Source organism: Fulvivirga ulvae (assembly GCF_021389975.1).
Taxonomy (GTDB): Bacteria; Bacteroidota; Bacteroidia; order Cytophagales; family Cyclobacteriaceae; genus Fulvivirga; species Fulvivirga ulvae.
Genome location: NZ_CP089981.1, coordinates 6,872,128 through 6,897,099, shown reverse-complemented (window position 1 = coordinate 6,897,099; position 24,972 = coordinate 6,872,128). Strand labels below are relative to the sequence as shown.

17 protein-coding genes are annotated in these 24,972 nt (G+C 42.6%); 11 read left to right on the top strand and 6 right to left on the bottom strand.

Annotation, left to right across the window (positions count from 1 at the left end):
• The first annotated feature begins 180 nt into the window (after positions 1 to 180).
• Positions 181 to 945, top strand: a complete 765-nt coding sequence (locus LVD17_RS28005; protein WP_233763695.1) for an energy transducer TonB — start codon at positions 181 to 183, stop codon at positions 943 to 945.
• 197 nt (positions 946 to 1,142) lie between these two features.
• Here the strand turns inward: LVD17_RS28005 and LVD17_RS28550 are convergent, their stop codons facing one another.
• A complete protein-coding gene (locus LVD17_RS28550; RefSeq protein WP_255702552.1) occupies positions 1,143 to 1,277 on the bottom strand; it encodes a hypothetical protein in 135 nt (44 codons plus the stop codon).
• 196 nt (positions 1,278 to 1,473) lie between these two features.
• On the opposite strand from LVD17_RS28550, the gene LVD17_RS28000 reads away from it, so the two are divergent.
• The 8 genes from LVD17_RS28000 to LVD17_RS27965 all read left to right on the top strand — a co-directional run bounded on the left by LVD17_RS28000 (position 1,474) and on the right by LVD17_RS27965 (position 12,148).
• A complete protein-coding gene (locus LVD17_RS28000; protein WP_306415972.1) occupies positions 1,474 to 2,076 on the top strand; it encodes an alpha-ketoglutarate-dependent dioxygenase AlkB family protein in 603 nt (200 codons plus the stop codon).
• Positions 2,077 to 2,108: 32 nt separating this feature from the next.
• Positions 2,109 to 3,263: a hypothetical protein gene (locus LVD17_RS27995; protein WP_233763694.1), complete on the top strand. Its 1,155-nt coding sequence runs from the start codon at positions 2,109 to 2,111 to the stop codon at positions 3,261 to 3,263.
• Positions 3,264 to 3,487: 224 nt separating this feature from the next.
• Positions 3,488 to 4,999 carry an ATP-binding protein gene (locus tag LVD17_RS27990; protein ID WP_233763693.1) on the top strand — a complete coding sequence of 504 codons (1,512 nt, stop codon included), beginning with the start codon at positions 3,488 to 3,490 and terminating at the stop codon, positions 4,997 to 4,999.
• Between the two features lie 9 nt (positions 5,000 to 5,008).
• The gene (locus LVD17_RS27985; RefSeq protein WP_233763692.1) at positions 5,009 to 9,292 is read left to right on the top strand and encodes a hypothetical protein; all 4,284 of its coding nucleotides are present in this window, start codon (positions 5,009 to 5,011) and stop codon (positions 9,290 to 9,292) included.
• 4 nt (positions 9,293 to 9,296) lie between these two features.
• Positions 9,297 to 9,884: a hypothetical protein gene (locus tag LVD17_RS27980; protein WP_233763691.1), complete on the top strand. Its 588-nt coding sequence runs from the start codon at positions 9,297 to 9,299 to the stop codon at positions 9,882 to 9,884.
• Positions 9,885 to 9,935: 51 nt separating this feature from the next.
• The gene (locus LVD17_RS27975) at positions 9,936 to 10,262 is read left to right on the top strand and encodes a hypothetical protein (protein ID WP_233763690.1); all 327 of its coding nucleotides are present in this window, start codon (positions 9,936 to 9,938) and stop codon (positions 10,260 to 10,262) included.
• A 159-nt stretch (positions 10,263 to 10,421) separates the two neighbouring features.
• Positions 10,422 to 11,513 carry an outer membrane protein assembly factor BamB family protein gene (locus tag LVD17_RS27970; protein WP_233763689.1) on the top strand — a complete coding sequence of 364 codons (1,092 nt, stop codon included), beginning with the start codon at positions 10,422 to 10,424 and terminating at the stop codon, positions 11,511 to 11,513.
• Between the two features lie 29 nt (positions 11,514 to 11,542).
• On the top strand, positions 11,543 to 12,148 hold the full coding sequence (locus LVD17_RS27965; RefSeq protein WP_233763688.1) for a hypothetical protein: 606 nt from the start codon (positions 11,543 to 11,545) through the stop codon (positions 12,146 to 12,148).
• 532 nt (positions 12,149 to 12,680) lie between these two features.
• On the opposite strand, the gene LVD17_RS27960 is transcribed toward LVD17_RS27965, so the two are convergent.
• From LVD17_RS27960 to LVD17_RS27950, 3 genes are all read right to left on the bottom strand, one after another.
• The gene (locus tag LVD17_RS27960; RefSeq protein ID WP_233763686.1) at positions 12,681 to 13,643 is read right to left on the bottom strand and encodes an SH3 domain-containing protein; all 963 of its coding nucleotides are present in this window, start codon (positions 13,641 to 13,643) and stop codon (positions 12,681 to 12,683) included.
• 89 nt (positions 13,644 to 13,732) lie between these two features.
• A complete protein-coding gene (locus LVD17_RS27955) occupies positions 13,733 to 14,632 on the bottom strand; it encodes an ATP-grasp domain-containing protein (protein WP_233763684.1) in 900 nt (299 codons plus the stop codon).
• 17 nt (positions 14,633 to 14,649) lie between these two features.
• Positions 14,650 to 15,537 (bottom strand): LysR family transcriptional regulator, encoded by an 888-nt coding sequence (locus LVD17_RS27950; RefSeq protein WP_233763683.1) that lies wholly within the window; start codon positions 15,535 to 15,537, stop codon positions 14,650 to 14,652.
• A gap of 179 nt (positions 15,538 to 15,716) precedes the next feature.
• Here LVD17_RS27950 and LVD17_RS27945 point away from each other — a divergent pair, with 179 nt between their 5' ends.
• Positions 15,717 to 16,109, top strand: coding sequence for a rhodanese-like domain-containing protein (locus LVD17_RS27945; RefSeq protein ID WP_233763682.1), 393 nt, complete (start codon positions 15,717 to 15,719; stop codon positions 16,107 to 16,109).
• Positions 16,103 to 16,555, top strand: coding sequence for a GNAT family N-acetyltransferase (locus tag LVD17_RS27940; RefSeq protein ID WP_233763680.1), 453 nt, complete (start codon positions 16,103 to 16,105; stop codon positions 16,553 to 16,555). The genes LVD17_RS27945 and LVD17_RS27940 overlap by 7 nt, the downstream gene beginning before the upstream one ends.
• Before the next feature lie 184 nt (positions 16,556 to 16,739).
• Here LVD17_RS27940 and LVD17_RS27935 read toward each other — a convergent pair whose 3' ends face one another.
• Positions 16,740 to 21,365: a GEVED domain-containing protein gene (locus LVD17_RS27935; RefSeq protein WP_233763678.1), complete on the bottom strand. Its 4,626-nt coding sequence runs from the start codon at positions 21,363 to 21,365 to the stop codon at positions 16,740 to 16,742.
• A 92-nt stretch (positions 21,366 to 21,457) separates the two neighbouring features.
• A complete protein-coding gene (locus tag LVD17_RS27930; RefSeq protein WP_233763677.1) occupies positions 21,458 to 24,928 on the bottom strand; it encodes a M43 family zinc metalloprotease in 3,471 nt (1,156 codons plus the stop codon).
• Positions 24,929 to 24,972: the final 44 nt, after the last annotated feature.

Here is a 24,972-nt window from a genome sequence, read left to right as displayed (position 1 = left end):
AAGCTATTTCATTGCTGAATTAGTTGAAAATATCAGGGATCCCGCTGATCGAAGCAGTGGCAGAACCTAACTTAATACACTTAATAATGCTGAGAGCGATACAAGCTACAAGCTTACACCAGAGGCAGGTTCTGTATTTGATTAATAAATTAGTAATAAACTTATATCAAAAAAATTGTAGTGAAAGTATTTATTGCTCTATTGTTACTGTTCAATATGGTCAGTGTTGCTTTTAGCCAATATACAATTTACTATAATGAAAGAGGAGAGATTACTTTACCTGAACTTGCTACCCACTATCGAATTGCAAAAGTTAATGTAGTCGATAAACATTTTGTTGGAAAAGTACTGGAATATCGAATGGACAGTTCTTTGATTTTGGAGATTAATTACGATGACAAAGGTTTTAAAAAAGGTGAATTTCGATATGTAAATAATATAGGAGAGACCATATCCACCGACCATTGGCCATCATCTAGTAGTTTGCAGTTGGACTCACTATTAAGCATAATTAATAAAAAGAAGGAGTTTGCAAAAGCAACTTATATCAGGAGAAATGATTATCCGGATCTGAAACCGTTGCTTATAGATAAATACGTTGCTGAAACCACTGCAATAATAGAGAATGAGGAAAGGGTAGTTTTTGTAATTGTCGAAGATCCTCCCCAGTTTCCTGGGGGTATGAATAAATTTGCGGAAATGTTGGGCTACTATTTAGTATATCCGAATGAAGCTTTGGATAAGAAAATTACAGGGAAAGTATATGTTCAATTTGTCATTAATGGTGACGGAACAACTTCTGATGTCAAAGTCTTAAAAGGTATTGGGGCAGGTTGTGATGAGGCCGCGGAGTACGCGGTTCGTAAAATGCCAGATTGGCGTCCAGGCTATCAAAGAGGTAAAGCAGTACCAGTCAAAATGGTTATTCCAATTACATTTAATTAAGTATTAAGACTGGTTCTTTTCGGAATTACTTTGATACACCTCTTCCAAAGATGATACTGTTTTGTGAAGGGTATATGGATTTTAAATATTTCTACGGCACCAACTATCTCTTGGGGGGATTATATGGACGTTTTATACCGATCAATATCGGTAACTGTAAACTTTGAATAATGAACTATAAATTGAAAACGGTGAACTCAATGCTCACCGTTTTTGCTTTTATTTTTGTTTTCTGTGTTTTTCTTAGCGTTTTCCACTGTTGACTGGATTAGCCATCTGTCAAAAGGGCTTAAGTAGACATCGTCTACTTTACTGTCTGTAAGTGTCTTCATATCTTAGTTTAACTTTTGATTCACATTTATATCTTTAAATCGTAACTCAATTGGTATGCCAGTTTGTTGTGAATTTTGGTAATTCCTCAGCTACCTATTGGAGCTAAGATTACCTTTACTATAAACGGATTAGCCAGAGGAGGGTTAGGTGATAAATGAGTAAAAGTCACCACTAAATTTAACTAAAATGCCACAGATGATGACGCTATTTGATACCGCTGTAGATAACATTTTGCCGAACGATGGTGTGGCGAGGTATTTCGGTGCTGTACTTGACAAACCAAAGGCAGATAATTATCAGAAACTGTTGATGGAAACTGTTGAATGGAAGCACGATGAGGTGGTGGTATTTGGAAAAAAGCATGTTACCAAAAGAATGGTGGCGTGGTATGGAGATGATAATTTTAGCTATACTTATTCCGGTACTACCCGCCAGGCTACTCCGTGGACTAAGGAACTGCTGGAATTGAGGGACATGGTGGAGAAATTGACAGCAACAACTTATAATTCGTGCCTTTTAAATTTATACCACCACGGTGAGGAGGGCATGGGCTGGCATAGCGACAATGAGGATACCCTGGAGCCAGGGGCAACTATCGCATCACTGAGCCTGGGAGCGGAACGGAAATTTGCCTTCAAACACAGGCATACGGGAGAGACCGTCTCCATTATGCTCGAAAACGGGAGCCTGTTGACCATGATGAATGAGGTGCAGGAGTATTGGCTGCATAGTTTGCCCAAGACGAAGAAGGTGCATGAGCCGAGGGTTAATCTTACTTTTAGGCGGTTTGGTGTTTAGTGATTGTGAACGGAATGCTTAATTCAAATTTTATGAAAAGAATTCTGATAATCTTAAGTGTGTTCATTTTTTCATTCTGTAACCCTGAGCCGAGGTTGCTAATAAAAAAGACTTGGATGCCAATTAATGCGAATGATTATGAGGGGCGAAACAATATTTCAGAATATCTTCTTTATGCCCCTACTTTTAAAGATTCCGGTAATATGGTATTGAACTTACTTGGTGCCAACCATGTGTCAACCATGAACTATCAAATACTCAATGAGCAATTACTCGTATCACCTCATCAAGATTTTGACACTTTGGATATTGTTTCTGTTTCAGAGAAAGAATTAGTTATTAAGTATGATCAGTTTAATATAGTCACTTACCAACCTTTTTTTGACGGAAGGATGACTGATATTAGTGATTCTATTAGAAGGAAAGTTGTAGAGGAAAGTTGGTATTTGAGTGTTTCCAATGACTCAAACAAGTTTTTAATTGAGTTTAAAGACTCTCTTGAGAATACGATAGTGCTACCACTACTTAGAGAGCAACTTGCCACTGCTAAAATGCATTATTTTGACAAGAATTACTCAACCAGCCATCTGAATGTGGTATGGGGTGTAAGTTATTTTAAGGGATGGAATATGCTGATGTTGAGAGAATTGCTTAACAGTTATCAGGGAGTATACTACATTGAAAAAATGGGCGATGAAGAAATGTCTGGTTTTACTTACATCAATGGTATAAAGGAAGTAGTGAGTCTAAAAAAGGTTGAAAACATTAGGGAAAGAGTTGAAATGCAAATCCTTGGAAAATGGCATTTAGAGGAATATAAAAAGGTACATGATGCTATTACAGAGTTTTCATCCTCATTCTGGGACCTAGAAGGGGGTATTAGGGAGTCTGATTTTGAGATAAAACAGATCATAATGAATTTAGATGATGATGGATCTTTTTACAGATTGGTTGATTTGGATACATTGGAAAAGGGCAGATGGCGTATAGAGAACTCTGGAAAATTATTGGAACTTATTAGTGAGATTAAGGAGGGGGAAATAAGAAGGTCCCGTTCAAATTTTTTGACTGTACTAGGGCTTGATTCTGCCCGGCTGAAAATATTTAGGAATGAGTATGTTAAAGTTGAAGATAATGAGTTTGAAGTAACAAAGTTTATAGAGCAATTTAAAAAAACAGATAATTAAGAAACTGGATTTGAAACCTATACCGCTATACCAGAATCTGAGTACGGTTCTAGCAAAAAATATGAGAGTATCTCAACGGTAAATCAAAATCACATTTCACAGCTCCACTCTTTATTAGATGTAATATTATCTGTATTAATTTATTTTTTTTGGTTTTAAATAAATTGGCATTTGAGGCTTTTCTAGCTATGTTTATTTTTTGATTCTACAATTACTTATCATAAATGGAACTGACCGAGCAGGTAAAGCAAAGAGTATCAGCCAAAACCAACGATTTTACACATGAAAATGTGTCGATTTTTGCAGGTGATCACGATTTTGCTGCGAACACAAGGAGCCTTCATTCTGAGCTGAACTGGTTAAGGAAAATAATTGCCCTCCGCGTGGAAGCGTTGAATACTACCCTGGAGGAGGATGCTGAGCTTGAAGACTTGGATGAAATAGCTCCGGCTGGTGAGCAGACCTATGGCATATACGGCAATTTTATTCAGGAAAATGAATTAAAAGAAGCGGATCGCTTACTTTTGATTTTGTGCTTTGCTGCGCAATACAGCCCCCAAATACTTGATGCTTTTCTCCAAAAAAGAACAGACAATACCGGGGTTTCACGTGAGGTAGGCGGTGTTTATAGCAGGGAAAATGGTCAGTTTATTCCTACTTTACAAACAGCATTATTTCTATTGAGTGGAGGCAATGAAGCCCAAATAGCTGCGCATTATCACTACTTTCAAAATAACCATTTCCTTTTTAGAGAGCAGATTATAACCCTTGAAGGCATAAGCCAGAACTATGATTACCTGGCTGGCTACATGATCAGGCTTGAGAAGAGCTATTTCGATTATTTTCTGATTGGTAAAAAGCCTCGGCTGGACGGCTCTTCGAACTTCCCGGCTACTTTGTTGGAGACTGATAAAAAATTTGAAGACCTGGTCTTGCCCGACACCACACTAGACCAGCTTAAATCGCTGATGAACTTTATCCGCTACAGGAAAGAGCTTTTTCTTGAGAGTGATGTAATAGGTAAAATCAAGCCGGGCTTTACCACTTTACTTTATGGCAGGCCGGGAACGGGTAAGACCCTGACCGTATCGGTTATAGGTAAGCACCTGGGTGTGGATGTGTACATTGTGAACCTGTCCAGAGTGGTTTCAAAATATATAGGAGAAACGGAGAAAAACCTTGAAAAGATATTTGAAAGGCTGGAAGGGAAGGATTGTATCCTGTTTTTTGACGAAGCAGATGCCTTGTTTGGAAAACGGACTGAGGTTAAAGATGCCAAAGACCGCTATGCCAATCAGGAAGTGGCTTACCTGCTGCAACGTATTGAACGGTGCTCCTGCCCTGTAATCCTGGCCAGCAACTATAAGCAAAACCTTGACGATGCCTTTAAGAGAAGGATACTGACCTTTATTCACATCCCTCCACCCGAGTCGCACGAGCGATTACAGATGTGGCAGAAGGGATTACCATCGTCGTTTCAATATGAGCCGGTAAACCTGCCAGAAAAACTGGCCAATGATTTTCCATTGACCGGTGCCAACATTTCCAATGTGATCAAGCTGGGGTGTATACAGGCCATGTCTGAGGGCTCCAAAGAAGTTACCCTGGAGCGCCTGGAGGGGTATATCCATCAGGAAATGCGCAAAGAAAATATGAACGTGAAGCCTATGGTAAACACCACTGCCACTCGTACTATGTCGAGACCAGGGCCAAAAACCAGTCTGAGACCCCGATAGCGCGTAGATATGGAAAAGGAATTTGCAGGAGGTGTTTTATTTGATAAGCGCAAGACCCCCTTTGAAGAGGAGGGGCTTTATGGCATTCCCGGTACTAAAAACCCGAATGACATTCTTTCATTTTTAGACCAGAACCCCTTCCTGCAAGGACACCCGTATTTTGAAGAGCTTTTGGAAAAAGAGAGGCTGTTCAAGGGCTTCCCCAGAGACCCTGAGCCAGAGACAGAAGCTGAAAAAGAAGAAGCGAATAAAACCACGGCTCCACTCCAGCCTGAAAACAACCAACCTGAGAACAACCAGGAAGAGCAGGATAGGGGCAATGACCCTGAACAACTTCTGGAGAATAAACCTCAGGCAAAAGAAATTGAAGTTGCAAAAGAAGATAAGGTTGAAAAAGAAGTAGATGCTACCCAGACTAAAGAGGAAGTTGAAGAGGAAGCAGCGCCTGAAAAGGTAGAGCAACTACAGGCGAAGGATAAAGAGGCCGATCAACCTGAATCTCCGGGCAATAAGGACAAAACTAACCAGCCCAAGGTTGATGCTCCCGGAAACGAGCAGCCAGCTAATATAGAAAACAACGAAGCTGTCGCCGGCGGGGAAAAAGCAGCGGAGAAGAAAACGTTTAAGGCTGAGACTACCGATGAGTTTATGAGCGAACTGGCTTCTTCCAGTCCGTCAGACTTTATACAGGGCGTGCAACAGGCGCCGCAATTGGTGCCGGGCATTGAGGGTAAGGAAAAAGAAACCCTCAAGGAAAGCCTGCCCGAAATAGATAAACCAACCGGACTGCCTGCCAAAAATGAGGCAGGTAAGAAAAAGGAGAAAGAGAAAGCCGATGGCAAAGAGGGTAAAAAGCCTGAACTCAAAACCAAGGGAGAAGCAAAATCTGTTGATGTCAACACGCAGCATGAGGTGCCTAAAAATGCTGTTATTAGCGAGGCTAAAAAAGCCAATTTAAAAGGTAAGGAAGGTAAAGCCGACCCTGAGGAGGCCAAAGCAGAGATCAGAAAGCTGCCTGGCAACGATAAAGGAGTGAACACCAATCCCGGCAAGGCACCCAAGGTTAAACTTACCGAGGAAGCCAACCCTGTCCAGAATACCGAAAATAAAGACAAAGCAGATGAATCGGTAAACACCGAGCTGGTAGCCAATCAGAAGCAGACTCAAAATGACTTTGGTGAGCATGATATATTCCCGGAAATAGCCCCTGAAAAACTCAGCCCTAATGTTGGGCTTCAGGAGGTGCCTGCTTTGGAAAATCAAGGTCTTGAAGCCGTGCCGGAAATAGATGCCGAGACACTGGCAGCGTTCAATGCCCAGGCCAAGCAGCAGATGGACGAAAAGCTTGGGGCTGAGAAGCAGAAGCAGGAGGAGGCCTATAAAAAGATGGAGGTTGACTCCGATAAGGCCAGAAAAGACAATGAAAAGCGAATTGAAGAAGAAACTGCAAGCGTAAAAGCCCGTCAGGAAGGTGAGCAGCAGAAAGCGCAGGCCGAGGTGGGTAAACAGCGTACAGCATGGCAGGCAGAAAATGAGAAGATCACTGCCGACTATACCAAAGATGCTGCGGCGGAGAAAGCTTCTGTAGAAGAAAAGATCGATAGTGAAGTAAGCAGCACCAATGAGAAAGTAGAGCAGGAGTTCAAAACCGCTCAGGCCAAAGCCGATGCAAAGCAGGCCGAAGCTGAGAGAGACGCTCAAAATGAGAAGGACGCCGCAGAGAAAAAAGATAAAAGCTTCTGGGATCGCGCTGTTGATGCTGTATCGAGTTTTATAGATAAGGTCAAAAACGCTATTAACAAAATATTTGATGCCCTGCGTGCATTTGTGAAGCAGGTCGTTGAAGCCGCTAAGAAGCTAGCCAAATCTATTATAGAGCTGGCAAGAAAAGCCGTAGTAGGACTGATCAAGTTTTATGCAGAAGTGTTGAAGAAGCTGGTGAGCGTGGTGCTTTTCGCCTTCCCTAAGCTGGCGAAGAAATTCAATGCCCTGATAGATAAAGCGGTAGACCTGGCCGTGAAAGCGGTGAATAAGCTGGCTGATGTACTTAAAAAGGCGGTGTGTGCATTGTTGGATATTCTTGGCGCCACATTGGATGCTGTTCTGGCCGCGTACCAGCAGGTATTCAATATGGTAATGAGTGCCATCGAGCTTATCGCCGTTGGCTTACTCAGGATCATGGAGGGTATAGCCAACCTTGTGTCTTCGGCCAGATTGTCCCCGGGACATTTCTTCGGACAGATGTCGGAAGAGCTGCTTGGGCAGGATGTGACCCAGCCTTTACCTAATGAATACAAGCCGGTAACAGAAGATACTTCAGAAGCCGTAACATCAGCGTCTGCCCCTGATATGGAGCAAAGGGATGCCGAGACCCTGGATAAGCAGACTTCATACCACCCTGACCAGGTAGAAGCTGACCAGGTAGTGACTGACGCCAAACTGGATCCTGTACTGATGAGTAAACTGGCGGGAATGGAAGATGGAGCTACGGTAGAGTTTGGTGCAACTGATGATAAAGAACATAGCATGGAGGCAGTGAAGCGCGATGCCGTAGAGGCAGAGCGTGACCTTGCTGCACAGGGGCCTGAGGAGAAAGCACCGGAACCTGCGGCCGCAACGACGGCTACCGGTAAAACTGAGGCCCAGCCAACAGGTCAGGCAATGGTTGGTCCGTTCAACTCGCCTATGGAGCGTGCGGGCTATGTTATAGGTACTATGAAGGATGCCGTGGTGAAATGGTTCAGCGAGAATAAAGTAGCCATTATAGCCGGAATAATAGCGGGTATCGGAGGCGTGATCCTGGCGAATATACTCACAGGCGGAGCCATCATGGCCGCTCTGCCGCTATTGATGCAGATCATAGGGGCATACTTCGCCGCCGAGGGTATTTATCAGGCCGCCAAGCATTTTGGCGGCTATTTAGGTGCTGCATGGCCTGGTAACCTTGTAGAAGGAGCAACCAAGCTGGCCCGTGGTCTTGCTGTTATTACTATAGAGCTGATATTTGCGTTGCTGTTTGGAGGTAAAGCCGCCCTGAAAGGTGCAAAAACCGCTGTAAAAACAGTTGCCAAACAAGGTGTAAAAGGCGCAGTGAAGACAGGAGCCAAAGCCGCCAAAACTGCAGTGAAGAAATCAGTAAAAGAGACCGCCAAGGCAGCCACTGACCTCGCCAAAGTAGGCAAAAAAGGCGCCAAAGCCCTGGTGAGAAATGGCAAAGTAGCCATGAAAGGTGTACGAAAAGGCTTTGCCAAAGGCGCCAAAACTTTCGATGACCTTGGCCAGAGACTATCCAAAAAGCTGAGATTTAAGAAGTTTAGAATGCGCATTGAGAAGCGCAGATTTAAGTTGGAGGGCGAGGTTAATCCTTGGGTGATATTGGCTACGGGTGATGTTGTTTGGGATAAGCAAAAGGGGGTGAAGTCAGGAGATAAGGTAAAAGTAGTTCATAAAGGAAATAGCGTAGATGGTATTGTATTAGGAGGGAAGACCAAATCTGTTAAGCCTGTTAAAGAGACCTTAACTAATAATCAGAAAACATCTCAAGAGTTATTTAAAGCATTATCAAAAAGGGATACAAACTCAAAACAACTTATAGAGAGTCTACAGGAGTTGCCTAGAAACAAGGCAGGTAATATCAGAGCTGATAAAATTGATGAAGCGTTAGAGCTTTTGGAGAGTTCCAAAGCCCTGAGGACTAAACATTCTGAAGATTTAATAGCTCTGGAGCATATGATGAAAAGGCTTAGAAAACAGAGAGATATTAGAAAGTATTCTCCTAAGGATGGCACTGGCTTAACACCAGGGGCTCATCCTCATGTCGATAAAAGCCCATTTGAGGTAACGGGAGGTACAGTTGGTGCTGGAAAGACAAGTGTTGATGATGAGATATTAACAGGTTCTTCTACATATGCACAGGTTTCTAAAGGAAGCAAAGGTAGTGCAGTTCATCACGATAGGTATAGCTATCCTGGTACACATGGAGCTGCTAAAAATCATGCGGAGCAAACGATACTTGGTAAGGCTGCTGATAAATTTGAAAGAAAATTTAAAATACCAAAGGATCAAAGGAGAAATGTAAATATTCCTAAAAAGAGTGTTGAAGGTACTCTGAATATGCATATAGATCAGGCGGTTTGTGCAGCTTGTAGACAGGGCTTTAAAGGGTCTAAGAATAGTGCTGCTGGTATTATCAAACAGTTTAGTCAGGAGTTTCCAAATGTTCAGATAGTCGCTACCGCTGCTAATACGGGCGAAATCATTATTATTAAAAACGGAATATTATTAATTCAGTAATAGAATGAAGAGTTTGGAAAGTAAAATTCAAGAAATTAATACGCACGGTATTTTAGCATTGGTAGCCTTCATGGTCAAAAGGCTTCTTCCAAAATTTCAAGATTCAAAGGATGACTACAAATTGATTGATGAGTTGGGTAAAAGCCTGTGGAAATATCAAGAAACTTATGAGATAAAGGGGAAAAGCAATATGTCTGAGTCGAATGCAAAAAAGATGTATTCTTATAAAGTATATAGAAAGTATGTAGAGGATTTGTTGGGACAGTCAAGTTTACATTATGTCAACGGAAAGAAGGATACCCAGCTATATAAGGCTTATTGTGCAGTAATTCAGTTGTTCTTTTTTTTCTGCTGGAAACTCGACGGGAGAGAAAGGTTTCTAAATGAAGCGAAGCCTTTCGTTTTTGACTCAGATATAACGGATGGTGGATATCATTGGTTAATTGAGGGGTTGAGTTGGGCTGAGGAGGCTAGTAGTAACCCCGATGAGGAAAGAGCATGGCAAGAAGCAGTAATTTTAAGACTTGTAGAACATTATGGAATAGATACCTTTGAACAGAAAGGTGTCGAAAAAGAGTTCTTCGTATTCTAAGCAAGGGAACCAATCAGTTTTTAATTTTAAAAATAGTCAAAATTTTGATATATGGAAGCTTTTTTAATCATGGCTAAGCTAACTTTTAGGGATTTTAATTCCCTGGTAGAGCAAGAAATTATTCATGTTGACTTTGACGCTATGTCTGATAAATTTAAAATCACTTATGACCAAATGGATCAGCTAGAAAATGATTTTGTTATGGTGGTGGTTGAGGAGGATGGGGCTTTTGAAGTTGAGTTAACCCCTTTAAGTACCAATGGTATTGATGAAGCAATAACAGGAAAAATGCTCAAGGGTAATACTATTAGAGAGTTTGAAGAGATATTAAAGAAGGCAACGGCTGATACGAAGTCTCAAATTTCTGCTGTTGTTTGAACTTATTTTTTCAGATTTAGAATGTAGTATAGAAACCTTGATTCCATAGGAATTATTTTTCCAGAAGATACTTCGCCGCAGAGGGTATCTGCCAGATTTTCATATTACATTTTAATTCAACTTATGCGGGATAACGTTTTTCACAATACTAGGAGACAAATGCCATCAGTAGACGTTGGTTGTGTTCTTGGATTAAAACATAAGATTTCCAATTGTACGGGCACACCCGTTTCAGATAAGAAATTTATGTATATACCCATGTCTAATGGAATAATTAAGATAATTACTATCGAAAACCTAGAGCTTAAAAAAGAAATTGATCTTAAGGATTTTGCGGAAATACTAGAGAATAAAGGTGATTTTGAAGGGATGTACTTATTGCTTCATGAGGATATGCTCATTATTCAGATAGATGAGGCGATTTATTTATTTGAAATAAAAACAGAGAATTTTTCTCTTCTAATGAAAATGGATGACCTATTTGTTATTTATGATTCTTTTATCTATAAAAATAGTTTGTTTATTTCATTGGATATGGGCGATGAGAATAGACTTTTTCTAGCCAGTCTTGCTGAACAAAATAAAGTAGTGGAATTCGTACAAGATTCTTTTCCTAAATTTATTCTATTTGAAACCGAGCATATTTTTCTAACTGATGGTAATAATATTGTCTGTCGCAATATTGCTGGTGGTACTGTTATTTGGAAAACTGAAATAGCCAGATATGGAAATTATCGTGATGAGATTTGGGATTCCGATAGGGAGGGTGATATTACGATGTATGCTGTTATTATTGATAAACAAATTATTGTAGGCGTTGATAAAGGCCAAGTTATCTCATTAGACATTGAAAATGGTGATGTAAACTGGATCACTTCTTTAAATGCTGAGTCTGCTAAGGTGAGTTTAATTTATCAGGAAGGAGAGTCCAGCATATATGCATCTGCTAATTACTTGTATGAATTAGATATTAAAACTGGAGCAGTAAAAAAGTCAATCAATATAGATCAAGCCTTGGGTGAATTGAAGCTGGATGTAGGGCATCTGGGTATTTCAAATTCATGTCTTTTTATGGGTACTTCAAAGGGTACACCAGCACTTGTTGTAATGGATAAAGGAAATTTTGAAATCAAAGCTTCACATCCGTTGGATGACAATTGCGAACTGTATGGATACCCAGCTATAATGGGTAAATATCTGACACTGATGGATTTCTCCAAACAACTATATATTTTTGAGCCAATCCAATAGTTTCGTACACACCTGCTTAAATCAATCCTATGAAATACACCGCTCTCCTCATCATCACACTTTGCACATGGAGCAGTCTCAATGCTCAAACTTCTGATGCGGAAACGGCCATAAAAGATATCAGAACTAAATATGCAACCATTATAGGTTTAAAGGAGAAAAACGCTTTGAAAGTAGAGGAGATTGATTACGAGTGCCCTGATTATCCTGCCGGAGGTACTGTATGGTTTTACACGGAGAGTGGCGAGATTAAATTAATTGAGCACTCATTTTCGGAAGGCGATCATTATGGAGGCAAGGAGCAGTATTTTGTGTGGGGCGGGGAGTTATTCTTTTACTTTTCTGATGTTGGTTACTGGACATTTGATATGGAAACTGTGGAGGAGGGAGAGCCTGTTACGCAGACTAAGGATATTATTACTGAAAGCAGGTTTTACTTTCACAAAGGAGCGGCTGTAAGGTGTCTGGTCAAAAACTATGAAATAAGATCGCGTGATGAGGAAAAAGTGAAGCCTGAGAATATTCCCAATGAAGAAACCAACTGTCTGGAGGCTGAGGAACTGTTAAATAAATTCAAAACATTGATGGCGTTGAGAGGGCAAGGTCTGAATGGTCAATGTATTTGGGAGGAATAATGAAAATTAGCGGGGGGAGACTAATGGCTATAAGATTGATAGCCCTGCGAAGGTTTTGAAGGATGAGTATGGGGTTGCAAAGAAGAATGTGGCTATAATTGTTCTGTGCCTTTCCCCGCGCACGTCATCCTGGAATTTTCAGTGCAAAAATAAAATATCATTACCAGCCTTAATTGAAAATATCCAGGATCTCCCAATGAGGGCATTTGGACAGTAGCCAAGCCACTGCTATTCCACGGGTTAGAAAAAAACGCCATCCATCTCGAGTGTTCTTTCTCCTAAGCTTATACAGACAAGTGAAACTCCAGTCAGGAAAGGGTGCTATCTATCAGCAAAAGGTGTAGCCTTTTGTTAATTAACCGAATAGGATACAAACCCTGAAGGGGTGTAATTTCTTTAGTTTTGTTGTAATACCGCTGTCAGTAATTCTGAACAGTTAAGCTTTACCAAACTTTTGGAAGTTTAGTAAAGCCGTAGTTTAGCTTTGCTGGCTGTGATTCTTGGCAGATGTCCCAAACAGAAAGATGTAGCCTTACCCTCCGCAAAACTCATCGTTACGCACGAGTTTGATTAGATAATTTTTTTCAGCTTTTGAGGATAAAAAAAGTTGAAGGTTATAACACTCATGATGGTAGATATTTTTCATCAGTATATCCAATTCTCCATCTCGGTCTAAGTCTCCTATCCAGTCAATGAAATACCCTCCCAGAAAGTCGCCGGGAACCCATCTGGTAAGATCACGTTTTACTATTACCTGCTCAGAGATAACTCCACCTTTTTGTCTTCTGAGGATAAGCCGAAAGTCTTTTATGGAAGAAATGGGGTCTAATTCATTTTCTTGATTTAGGACTGTTGTACCTAGTACGTACAGGACATAGTTGGCAGAATCTGTTTTAAAAGAAATAGTTTGCCCAAGGGAAAGTTCTGAGTTTACCACTTTTCTTCCTATTACCTCTGCGTTGCCAGTGCTTCTGTTCATAAGAAAAGTGAGCCCTTCTTCATTCAGTTTATCTCTATTTAGAAGTTGTTGATTTTTATAATCACGAATATCAAACTCTTTTAGCTTGTACCTTGCCGTAAGACCAGCTTCCTTATGATTGGGTATTAAACCGATATATCTTCTTTGAAACCCATATGAGTTTTCTATGTTTCCTTCCAGTAGAATCATTTCGATTTCACCAAAAGACCATAAATAGAATGGTTCGGTTTCTTTGAGCCACGCACCGAAGGCATAACCGGACTTTCCCTGGTACATAACCGAAAGCCATGTTCCTTCAATGCCATTGATAGTTTCTTTTTTTGATGTGCCACAAACGCTCACTTCCTGGCCGTAAGACAAAGCAAAAAGCTTTTCCGAATCCCTACTGGGTTCTTTCCTCATGATTACTCCATCTCTACTCATCACTTTAAATAGTTGAGTACATTCAGGGTGATATTGTCCCAGGCAGACTTGAGATAGAAAGAAAGACAGGATGAGTGTAAGATGTTTTTTCATATTAGAAAATATAGTGAGGACGTCAAGACCATTGAAATAGCTTACCGTTATGTTATTATTAATGCAGGTATAAAATATCTAGTATAGAGTCATTTACATTTTTCAAATGTATTTTTTAATTTTTTATAAAACTCATCTTTATTTGCATTGTCTGGCAATCCTGCTACTTGCCCATCACCGAGTTCCATAATTATCCAATCTCCATTTTTCTTTTGTGCGACATCCATGGTAAAGAAATTGCTTTCAATATTCCGGGCAACCTCTATAAATTCATCAATTTTAGGCTTTGTATTGCCATATGCTCCTTCATCCCAATAATTGAACATCGTTACATATTGTTTTTGTGAAAAAAAGACCCTGAACTCTTTTGTTAAAGGCATTCCACTTTTTGAATGATCTGTCAAAAAATCGAGTTCTTCAAATTGTCGAAAGACTAGTCCTTTATTTAATGAATCACCTCTCAGGTTTATGAATTTCTCAACTGTAGATTTTACCTTTTCACTATCCGACGCGTCAGGTATATAACAGGCTTCATTCCAGTTGTGCTTTTCAGATTTCACATAATCTTTGATAACTATTGGGGCCTCTCCAAATTTAGAGACAAGTTTTATTAAGGTACTTAGCTCCAGTTCTGTTGTCCAAACAGATTTAGGGGTTTTACCTTTGATTTTATGATATGATTCAGGCAGATAGTGACAGTGAATGTATTCTTCAGGTGTATTGATTAGTCGAATATGCTTTACCGCAAGACCGTCGTAGAGGTTTTTATATTGATTAAGGGTTAACATCCAGCCTCTGTAAATTGCTTGTTCATTTTTTTCAGCTTTGTGGACAAGTTTTAAAGCTGTCGTTGTATTACCTGCTGCTAGCTCCTCAAAGTTTACAAGGGAAATTCGAAACCCTGCTTTTATTGCAGATTTCATTTCATCTTCATAATCTTGCTCAACTTGTTTATTGTCTATTATACTATTACAAAATATTATTCTCATTGTTGCAGATCTTAAAGTTACCCCACAAAATCCTCCTCAAAGCTCGAAATAAACTCAGAAATATACTTTTTGGACTGATCCTCAGCCCTTGAGATCAGATAATGTGTCCTTTTCAGGCCATTTTTGCCGATGCTTTTAAATACCAGCTCTTCAGGGATTCTGAACATCTTTAATGCCCAGTGGGGCATGCAGGTGATCCCCATGTTGGCGCTTACCATTTCGAGGGCTACTTCGGTGAGGGGTATGGCAGAAATGCGGACAGGGATAATGTGGTTTGGCTTTAGGAATGTCTGGTAAACTGATACTGTCTCCAGGGGGAAAGAGTGGATGATCAGGTGGGCTTTGGTGAAGTCACCGGCTTCCAGGTAAGGTTGGGTAGCCAAAGGGTGCTCCCGGTGCATGATGGCAAAGATCTCATCCTCAAACAATACCTTACAGGAGAGATCAGGAGAGGCAGGCCGTGAGGTTGCTATAGCAATATCCAGATCGTTGGAAAGTATTTTTGAGACGGGATGGTGTGTGGCATCGAGTATAAGCTCGACATCTATTTTTGGATACAGAGCGGCCATTTTTTGGATGAATGTCGGTAAGCCCTGATAGAACGAGTAGCATTCTGTACTGATCCTGACCAGTCCTTTGGTGCCCTCATTAATGTTTTTGATACTATGAAAGCCCTGCTCTATGGCTGCATGAATGGTGTTGGCCAGCTTGTGCAGCTCGGCACCCTCATCAGTAAGCTCCCATTTATTGCGTGACCGGTGAAATACTTTGAAACCCAACTGCTCTTCAAGCTCCCGGAGCTGGTGGCTCAGGGCCGATTGGGTTAGAAACAGCTTCTCAGACGAGTTGGCAATGTTGCCTTCCTCCGCTATGGTTTTGATGAGCCGGAAGTGTTTGAGTTCCATAGTTTAGTGGTTCTGACTTAAATGTGGTCATGATCTATATCAGAACCTAAAGTTATCACAAATGCGCTTCACTTTAAACTGAAAAATTTTCAGCTACATCATCAAAAACGCTCAATTATAATATATGCACTTCATCGGGAGATCCACATACTTTTGGGAAAACAAAAAATATTAAGGTTATGAACAAGCAAATTGAATTTTACGAAAGCAAGCTGGCTTATGAAATGGATCCGTCTGACTTATTTGATGCACTTGAAAATATGGAAGATGTGGTAGTGATCGATGCCCGGCAAAGCTTTGGTTATGAAAAGGAGCATATTCCCGGAGCTATCAATATTCCACACCGTGAAATGTCTGAGGGGACTACAAAACACCTCGATAAGTCCAAAACCTATGTCTGCTATTGTGACGGCATAGGTTGCAATGCATCCACCAAAGGCGCATTGAATATGGCTCGTATGGGGTTTAAGGTCAAAGAGCTGATCGGTGGAATTGAGTGGTGGAAGTTCGACGGCTATGCCACCGGGGGAACCGGTGCAACTGCCGGGTCGGAAATACAATGTGCATGCTAGGAGAGTATACAATCAGAGAGGCAAAGCCCGGTGACATGGATGAGATCATCGGGCTTAGCTATGAGCATGCAGCTTTTGAAAGAGCCGAAATCCCGGCTCATGTGGATTGGCAGGTGCTGGCGGATCATATTTTTCATCATAAGGATGTGTATTGCCTTGTGGTTGAAGATCAGGATCAGGTTGTCGGTTTCGCCACATTGATGAAGCAATTCTCTACATGGGATGCGGCTTACTACCTCTATCTCGATTGTTTGTATTTGAAAAGTATAGCCAGGGGCAAAGGACTTGGTCAGGTGATGATGCAGAAAGTAGCTGCATTGGCCAAATCTCATGAGTGTGGTTTGATGCAATGGCAGACCCCGGTTTTTAATGAGCCTGCCATCAGGTTTTATGAAAGGCTTGGGGCCGCTTCGCAGGATAAGAAAAGATTCTTTTGGAAGTTGTAAAGTGATGGGAATACTTTTTATGGGCATTGCCATTGCATATGTTACTTCCTTGTACAACGCTTCGTTTTGCGAGGGACCCAGCTCGGACATTCAAGGGATTGGCCGGAGCATATACAATCCATCAAAATCAAAAAGCCGCAGAAACACTGTTCCTGCGGCCTTAGGTTTAGGCAGGTTGATTAGGTTATTCGAAGTGTATTTTCTTAACTATTGTTTCAGCCTTACCCTTGATATGCACCAGGTATATTCCGCTTACAGGTTGGTTTATTTTTATTGCAAATGCCTCGTGGTTAGGATTTTGAGACAGTATCTGCTGCCTATGTATTACCGTACCCTGCATACTGGTAACCGTTACCTCCAAATCACCGGCCCTCTCGGGATAAGAAAGATAGAATTGAGACTGTCTTGAAGGATTTGGATATAAATTCACATTTTCCTGAGAGACCGTTTCCCCAAACTTCGTTGACGACACCACGTCTTCAACATTTAACGTATAATCTTCCACTTCGCTTAGCGCAATGCTGCCGCATGCTGTTGGTGTTGCTCCCCTGGCAACTCTTATTCTTAGGACCACCTCACCAGCTTCGGTACCTGCAGGTACGGTGATTACTGAATTGTATACATCACCCGCTCCTCCGGCACTAAGTACTTCTTCACCAAGGTCATCAAAGTCACCATCCCGGTTCCAGTCTACCCACGCTTTGGCCTTTGTTTCTGCTGTTGTCTGGTTCGGCGTTACAGCCAGCTCTGCCACGGATGCTATATTTGTGCTTTGGTCAGTGAAGTCTGAGTATCCGGTAGCATTGTGGCTTGAGTTGTTATTGATTGTACCTATGGCCACTTTACTGATATGCTGTTCGCTGGCAGAGGTATTGTTATCTGCAGCACAATGAATCAGATCAGGAGTGGTAGCACTGCTGGTGTTGGAGTACCCTGAAAAAGCATCACCGTTCTTAGCTCTTACCCGGTAAGTATAGGTAGTGTTGCTATCTAGGCCGGCATCTGCATAGTTTGTAATATCAGAAGTTACAGTTCCGATTGGCTCGAAAGCTCCTCCTGCTGCCATTCTTTCTATCTCAAAACCGTCCTCGTTGTCAGAATTATCTTCCCAGCTGAGAGTAATTGCAGTAAAAGAGGTAAGCTCGGCAGTGAGTGCAGACGGAGCTTCAGGAATAGGGTTTTCGAGAATCTCTACGCTATAATCCTCAACCTCACCATCTCCTATAAGACCGCAGGCTTCAGGAGCAGTGGCAAATTGCATACTCACTCGCATGCGTGTTGTGCCCGTCAGAGCAGTTTCAGGTACCGTGATTGTACCGGTTACGGCTGATGAGGAAGCACTGCCAGCATCAAAGGCCAGTTCACCATTGTCATCAAAGTCTCCATCCTGATTAAAGTCGACCCATACCCGGAAGTATTCATCGAAGGATACATCCAAAAAGCCCGGGGTAAGGGTTATGTTGTTATTTCCCAGGCGTAATGTCGTGGTCAGGTGGGTGAAATCACTGTATTTGGATGAGTCGGAAGGATTGGAGAATTCTTCTATTTCCACATTGGCGATGTACTCATAGGCAGCCCTCTCTGATGAAGATGCACAGTAGCCGGATGCTGCTTCTACGGTAATATATCCAGTGACAGTCTTCGTATCGCTGCCATTTGCATTGCTTGCAGTCAGCGTTACATCATATATACCGGGAGTGGTGTAGTTAACCACGGGATTTTGTGCGTTGCTGCTTGCAGGCGTGCCCCCCGGGAAGGTCCATGCCCAGGTTGTCGGAGTGTTGGATGATTGGTCCGTAAAACTAATGCTTTCTCCTGCAGCAATGGTTGTTTTTGATGCAGAAAAGGCAGCTGCCGGAGCCGATGAGGACTCTTCGCTGATTACAATTGAATAATCCTCTACCTCACCGATGTAGGTATCATCGCCGCAAGCCACTATTTTATCGGCTGAGCCGTAGCCCACCCTTATTCTCAGTGTTGTTACTCCTAAAACAGCATCTGAAGGTACATTTACAGCGGTTTCGTAAGGTCCTGCCCCATAAAGGTTGAATACCTCTTCACCGGTGTCGTCAAAGTCCCCGTCTGCATTCCAGTCAATCCAGGCGCCAACGGCATTGCCGCTCCAATAGCTGTTTTTTGTGCCTATAGTCAAGGTTTCGGAAGTTCCCGGAGTAAGGCGTGTAATTTGATTAGTGAAATCACTATAATTTTGGTATCCAGAGGGGTTGTCTAGAGAGCCGAATTTTAGCCGGTTGATGTAGTTGTCATCCCTGCTGCCTGATGCACTGCAATAAGTAAGGTCGCTCTTTTCATAAATTGTAATGTAGGAAGCCTTTGATTTACTGTATGCCCCGTCATTGCCTGTAACATTTAAGGTAACATCATAGGTGCCCGGATTATTATAAGTGATTACTGGGTTGGTCTCATTTTCAATACTTGACGGAGACCCACCGGGAAATGACCACACAAGAGATTTAATATAACCGTTGGATAAATTATTGAACCTGACCTCGCCTCCGGCAATGGCTTCTGTATTCATTGCTGAAAACTCAGGCTGTGGAGTATCAGGTATATTAGCGTCTTTAAGTGGCCCCAGAATCACAATATCAGCGGTTGGTGTCCCTGAGTTGTAGGTGAGGTTTTTAAAGTAGCCAATGGAATAGCTGAAATTATTCAGTAAAGGGTTCTCTCTCAAATTGAGCAGGATACCATCAAGAGCATCTTCAACCGAGCGGGCTGCATCGGCATTGTTGCTTACGGAGCCTGATCCGGTAATAGTGGCATCAATGCGGAAACGTCTGTTCATGGCGGTGGCATCCAGGGAGGCAGCGGCCGAAGTAAGATTGGTTATACCAATAAATTCGCTTTCAATATCTGCCACAGAACCAATGGCCAGGTAATCATCATTCAGCCAACTGGTTTCAGGCTCCCAGCCCTCTACCGTACCATTGGCTACGTCGGTGAGAAACGAGGTGAAACCAGCTTCATCATTGCTTCTCATTTGATTTACCATATTATCAAAGCCTGCAACATCATTACTCCTGGTCAGTTCAAATAAGGTTTTGATCTTACTGAAATCATTTATATAGAAGTTGTACCACACCATATTACCATAGTGATAGTGATAGAAGTTGCCACTGGAGTAACTTGAGTTTAGCACTGTATTGAGTGACGGCCACTCTCCCTGGCTATTGGCAATATTGTTTGCATTGGATGCCAGCAATTTGATACCTTCCGTTTCTGTAGAGCCGGCAAAAAACTCGGCCATACCTTCTTCAAACCACACCAAGCGGCTATCATTATAGATTTCACCTTCACCCCAATAGCCCGGGATCAAATACCTTCCCTGCAGGTAGTGGGTGTATTCATGCCTGAACAATGCTTCCAGTGACAGGGAACTTTCCACACCTACGGTGCGGTCCCAGGTGTAGAAAGTTGCACCTCGCTCTATGTACATACCTCCGTTATTGGTGGCTATATTGAAGAGGTATGTTGCATAGTCTTCATACTGCTGTTTAGAACCGAAAACTACAATGTTCAAAACTTCATTGACATCGCCGGCCACCGGTTCATCGGTTTGCAACATTCTGAAAAATTGACTTTGGGATTGCTTGGCTGCATGATAAAGGCCCTGGATTTCATTTTCATCCAGCGGAGTCCGGATCCTTATGTCGCCATCATCAAAAGTATACGAATTAGGGAATAGCATCTCATTCAGTTCGACTTTCAGGTCCTCAATGTTTTCACACAGGCTATATGCGGCACAATTGCCATATTCGTTTAGTGCCTCAATAGCTTTGAGCCAGCCGGGGCTTAGGCGGGGAGAGTTATTGATGATACTAACCAGGTGCCCTTCAACATCGTCGATCAACAATGGCGATTCGGCGGCCCGTGCTATTTCTGCCGCGGCATTTTCAGTTATATAGTTAAATTCATCATTATTTTGAAGCTCGGTACTTGAACTGATGGTATAAATAAGGTCGAAATATTCGGCATCTCCGTCCACGGCATTAATGTAAGCATCATCCTGCATACCGCGGAACATCAGGAAGAACACGCGATTGCAGGCTCTGGAGTATGTGCGAAGCAATTCATCGGGGAGTGATTGCCAGACTTTATTGATCACCAGGTCGGTCATTACACGTTTGACTACATTCAATACACTGGCCTTGTGCCTTAGGCCAGGGAAGTCAAGCAAAATGAGGTATTCATCAAGGATATCCAGCGCATCTTCAGTTAGTAAAAAAAGATTCGGGTTGTCCGTAAGTGCTTCGCAGGCCATAATATAACTGTCGGTTGTAGTTGCATTCATACTCACGGCGTCATTGTAAAAATCCTGATAGCTCGCTGCATGTAGGTAATAAACCAAACCGTAAAGCCCGCTGGCCCTGGTGCCGTCATAGCTTACAGAAAGGTTGTACATAGCTGATGCAACCGCCTGCATATTGGCGTTAGAGAATATGCCGGGAGCGTATGTAGACTCAACATTGAAAAAGCTTCCAAAGCATGCGTAATCACTGGCTTTGAGTTGATCTACCAATTCAGATGTACTAAGTGCAGCCCAGCCTGCAGCATCGGTAGGGCAGGCCGCCTGTACGATTTCATATGGGGAGAGAACACTGCGATCATATGCAGGACCAGGCACCTTTTTATGATTATTTTTTTTGTGGCTATTTGCAGTATGCATTCGGGAACAGTAATCGTCATTATGGTCCTGTAGCGTCCGAGGTGGTTGCATCTGACCTTTTGAATAAGTTTGTGCCAGCAAGAGCAGCGCAAATAGCAGGAATTTAGATTTATGGGGTAACATTTTTACAGATTGTTTTTGGTTTATAGATGATCAAATAAAATAAACCGGAGGCTGGCAATTACTTGTGCGGCTCCGGATTTCTCATATTTGGTTTATTCGAACTGAATTTTTCTTACTGCAGAAGAACTGTTGCTTTTTACCCTTACCAGAAAGGTTCCTCTTAATTTTTGATTGATCCGGATCGATATTGCACCGGCATCCGTTGTTTGCTGAGGAATGATCTCATGGTAAATGATGGCACCCTGAAGGCTCAATACGGCCACCTCAAGGTCTCCGTCATATTCAGGTAATTTGATATTAAGCCGCCCTTCTTTTGATGGATTAGGGAACATGCTAATCTCTCTTTCAAAATCACTACTCGAGGTAGATGGCCCTGAACCGGCACCGACATGGAGTGTATAATCTTCTACCTCGCTGAAGTACAGGTCATCGCATGGAGTGGGCGTTGCACTATAAGCTACCCGTACCCTTAACCTTACGGCACCAGAGATTCCCGAAGGCACGGTAACCGTAGTACTGTATGAGCCGGCAGAACCACCGGCATTAAGTACCTCTTCGTTTGTATCATCAAAGTCACCGTCTTTATTCCAGTCCACCCATGCCTTGGCTGCAGTAGCGGACCAGGTATTATGAGGGGTAACTGTGAGCGTCTCAGAAGATGAGATGTTAGTACTTTGACTGGTATAATCGGAGTAGCCATCCGCAGTATGCGTAGAGCTGTTGTCGATATCGCCTATCTGTACATTGACAATATATTGTCCTGAAGGATTGCCGTTAGTCACTTCACAGTAATCTGCTCCACCTCCTGATGTAGTGGTACTGCTGCTATTGGAGTATGCGGAGTATGAAGATCCCTTTTTGGCCCTTACCCTATAAGTGTAAGTGGTATTTGGCGTAAGGCCACTGTCATTATATGAAGTTGTGTTTGCAGCTACTGAAGATACCTGGGAGAAGCTAGTGCCGTCCGTTGATCTTTCCACTTCAAAGCCGTCTTCATTATTAGAGTTATCTGTCCAACTCAGTGAAGCAGATGATGAAGTTGCACTGGCCGTAAGGTTCCCGGGAGCGTTTATAGTAGTAGCATTGCCAATATTAACCGTATAGTCCTCCACTTCGCCGTACACGATCGAGCCACATGCCTGTGGCGCTGATCGGTACCTCATGCTTACCCTGAGCCTTGTAGTACCATCAAGGGCAGAGCCGGGGACTAAAATAGTGCCCGAAACTGCGGAAGATGAGGCACTTCCCGCGTCAAAAGCAAGCTCACCTGAGTCAGAAAAATCTCCGTCCTGATTGTAATCGATCCATACTCTGAAATACTCGTTGTAGGCACTGCCGGAAAAACCAGGCGTAAGTGTGAAGCTGTTGCTTCCTTTAACCAGATCTATGGTCAGGCCAGTATAATCACTGTAGGTTGAAGCCCCGGTAGGGTTTGAAAAACTGCCTATGGACACATTGGAGATGTGTTCATATGATGCATCATCTCCCTCCGAACTACAATAAGTAGTTGAACCACTATTTACAATAATGAAATTTGCGGCAGTTTTTGTATTGCTGCCATTTGTATTGGTAACCGTAAGCTCCACATTGTAGGAACCTGGGCTACTGTAGGTTACAGTCGGGTTTTGTTCGGTGCTTGTAGCAGGGGTTCCTCCGGGAAACGACCAGGACCAGGCTGTAGGGGTACCTGTGGACTGATCAGAGAAGGTAATGCTTTGCCCTGGGGTGATGTTGGTTGCAGAGACGGTAAACGCGGCAACAGGAGCCGGATTAACAGTGGTAGAGCCTGCTGCGATGGTTCCCTCCGGCTTGGTATAGTAAGCGTATTCATAAACTGTGAATGAGTTACCACTGGCATTTACACTCACCCTCATCCAGCCATGCAGGCTTTTCCCTTCGGGGCTGGAAAATCTGAACCCGACATACCCGGTTTTTCCATCCCAGGCGGTGTAAGATGATGAGCGTAAATCATGTTCATCAGGGTAGGCCCCGCCGTCGACCCAATTGCTGTTGGTGCCTATTGGTGTACCGCTGGTAAGTAGTGAAATATTTCTTGAGGAACCTTCACACACCAGAGGTTTCGTATAGGTTTCCAGTCTCAGCTTCCCGCCGTCATACCAGCTTCCATAAGCACCGTCGCCATACCCGACGGTGAAGTAAGTCCATGTTGCAGAACTGTTGGCAGTAATATCATTGATGTCGTTGTGTACTATGGTGTAAGGGTCTTGAAAATAAAGTGCAAAACCACTGTACGTAGGGTTTTGTATAGACGATGCACCCCCTGAGATGGCTGCATCAAGAAAGGTGATGGAAATATCAGATACGCTATTGCTGCTGGCATGGGATGAAGCATTGCCGGCGAAGGACATTTGCGCAGAAGTACTGCTTTCAATATTGATTTGCAGAGCAAGGCCTGCCGGTACGTTAGTAGCTGTATAGTGTGTACCCTGGGTAAGCATACCGGAGGTAGCAAATGTTGCTCCGTTCTTAGCGCTGATTGTGGCGTTTCCTTCAATGGCACCGCTGTTATTGTCATCTTCATAAAGCTGGGAAACAGAATAAAGCAAAATAGGCTGAGAAGCATTGTTTACGCCTGTAGCCTCCAGGTTAGACTCTTGCCAGAGTGGCTGGCGTGATGCATGGTCAAGGGCTGCAATCATTCTGGCTACCTGCCCCTGCGTAAACATTTTGTAGCAAGAAGAGTAGTCCATATAGTTTTCTCCGTTAGGGATACCAGCGCCGGAGCACATCTCAGTGGTTACATTACAAGTCCCGGAGTTTGCCGTAGTAGCGGGCGTGTCATCTACGTTGTCTCCGGGGGCACTACAGCCGTTGTCAAAAGTGTGTGCAAGGTTGAGCCAGTGCCCGAATTCATGAGTGAGTACAGAGGCAAATTCTTTATCAGTATTACCATACAGATAACGGCCATTGTAAACAACACGGGACAGGTTGTTGTCAGACATCCAGCTATCTGGGTACCAGGCCACACCGGAATTGTTGTATGCCCCGTCAGCATAGAGATCCAGCATTATATACACATTCATATACATATAATTATCCCATGCAAATTGCCGGATCTGACTGTCGTAGCCACCTCCATTACCAAAACCAGACCTTTCCGGGTAATAGTTTATACCGGTAGTAGGGTTACCGCTAGGGTCTGTTTTTGCCAGTTTAAACTCGATGTCCAGTGTGCTTCGGAGGCCTGAAAACAATGCACTTACTGTATTGTAATCATCATTAAGGCCATTAAAGTCCTCATTGACTTTTTCCAATGCCGTGATTATGGTATTATCATCTACTGTTTTTCCAGCAAAGTCAGACCCAAAGACATGGAAAACTACAGGTATAGTATAGGTCGAAGCAGTTTCCTTACCGGCTATCTGGTTTTGCTTTCGGTGTCTAATCAGTTGCTCAAACTCCTGAGCTTCTTTTCTTGACTCGGGGTGCTGATGATAAAGTTCTTTCATCCGTGTGTCAGTCTGACACATCGGTTTATCGCCTTGTCCGTGAACGGTCAGGGTGATATAAAAACTAAGTAATAGTAAAAGTATTTGTTTCATGTTTTTGGGTTTTCAGGTTGTAAGAAAAATTTGAAGTTTATGGG

Bases quoted from the DNA above. Each gene is read 5' to 3' on its own strand.
- LVD17_RS27965 (WP_233763688.1), top strand. From the start codon at position 11,543: ATGAAATACACCGCTCTCCTCATCATCACACTTTGCACATGGAGCAGT.
- LVD17_RS27935 (WP_233763678.1), bottom strand. From the start codon at position 21,365: ATGTTACCCCATAAATCTAAATTCCTGCTATTTGCGCTGCTCTTGCTG.
- LVD17_RS27985 (WP_233763692.1), top strand. From the start codon at position 5,009: ATGGAAAAGGAATTTGCAGGAGGTGTTTTATTTGATAAGCGCAAGACC.
- LVD17_RS27950 (WP_233763683.1), bottom strand. From the start codon at position 15,537: ATGGAACTCAAACACTTCCGGCTCATCAAAACCATAGCGGAGGAAGGC.
- LVD17_RS27960 (WP_233763686.1), bottom strand. From the start codon at position 13,643: ATGAAAAAACATCTTACACTCATCCTGTCTTTCTTTCTATCTCAAGTC.
- LVD17_RS27995 (WP_233763694.1), top strand. From the start codon at position 2,109: ATGAAAAGAATTCTGATAATCTTAAGTGTGTTCATTTTTTCATTCTGT.
- LVD17_RS27945 (WP_233763682.1), top strand. From the start codon at position 15,717: ATGAACAAGCAAATTGAATTTTACGAAAGCAAGCTGGCTTATGAAATG.
- LVD17_RS27975 (WP_233763690.1), top strand. From the start codon at position 9,936: ATGGAAGCTTTTTTAATCATGGCTAAGCTAACTTTTAGGGATTTTAAT.
- LVD17_RS27990 (WP_233763693.1), top strand. From the start codon at position 3,488: ATGGAACTGACCGAGCAGGTAAAGCAAAGAGTATCAGCCAAAACCAAC.
- LVD17_RS27940 (WP_233763680.1), top strand. From the start codon at position 16,103: ATGCTAGGAGAGTATACAATCAGAGAGGCAAAGCCCGGTGACATGGAT.
- LVD17_RS28550 (WP_255702552.1), bottom strand. From the start codon at position 1,277: ATGAAGACACTTACAGACAGTAAAGTAGACGATGTCTACTTAAGCCCT.
- LVD17_RS27970 (WP_233763689.1), top strand. From the start codon at position 10,422: ATGCCATCAGTAGACGTTGGTTGTGTTCTTGGATTAAAACATAAGATT.
- LVD17_RS27980 (WP_233763691.1), top strand. From the start codon at position 9,297: ATGAAGAGTTTGGAAAGTAAAATTCAAGAAATTAATACGCACGGTATT.
- LVD17_RS28000 (WP_306415972.1), top strand. From the start codon at position 1,474: ATGATGACGCTATTTGATACCGCTGTAGATAACATTTTGCCGAACGAT.
- LVD17_RS27955 (WP_233763684.1), bottom strand. From the start codon at position 14,632: ATGAGAATAATATTTTGTAATAGTATAATAGACAATAAACAAGTTGAG.
- LVD17_RS27930 (WP_233763677.1), bottom strand. From the start codon at position 24,928: ATGAAACAAATACTTTTACTATTACTTAGTTTTTATATCACCCTGACC.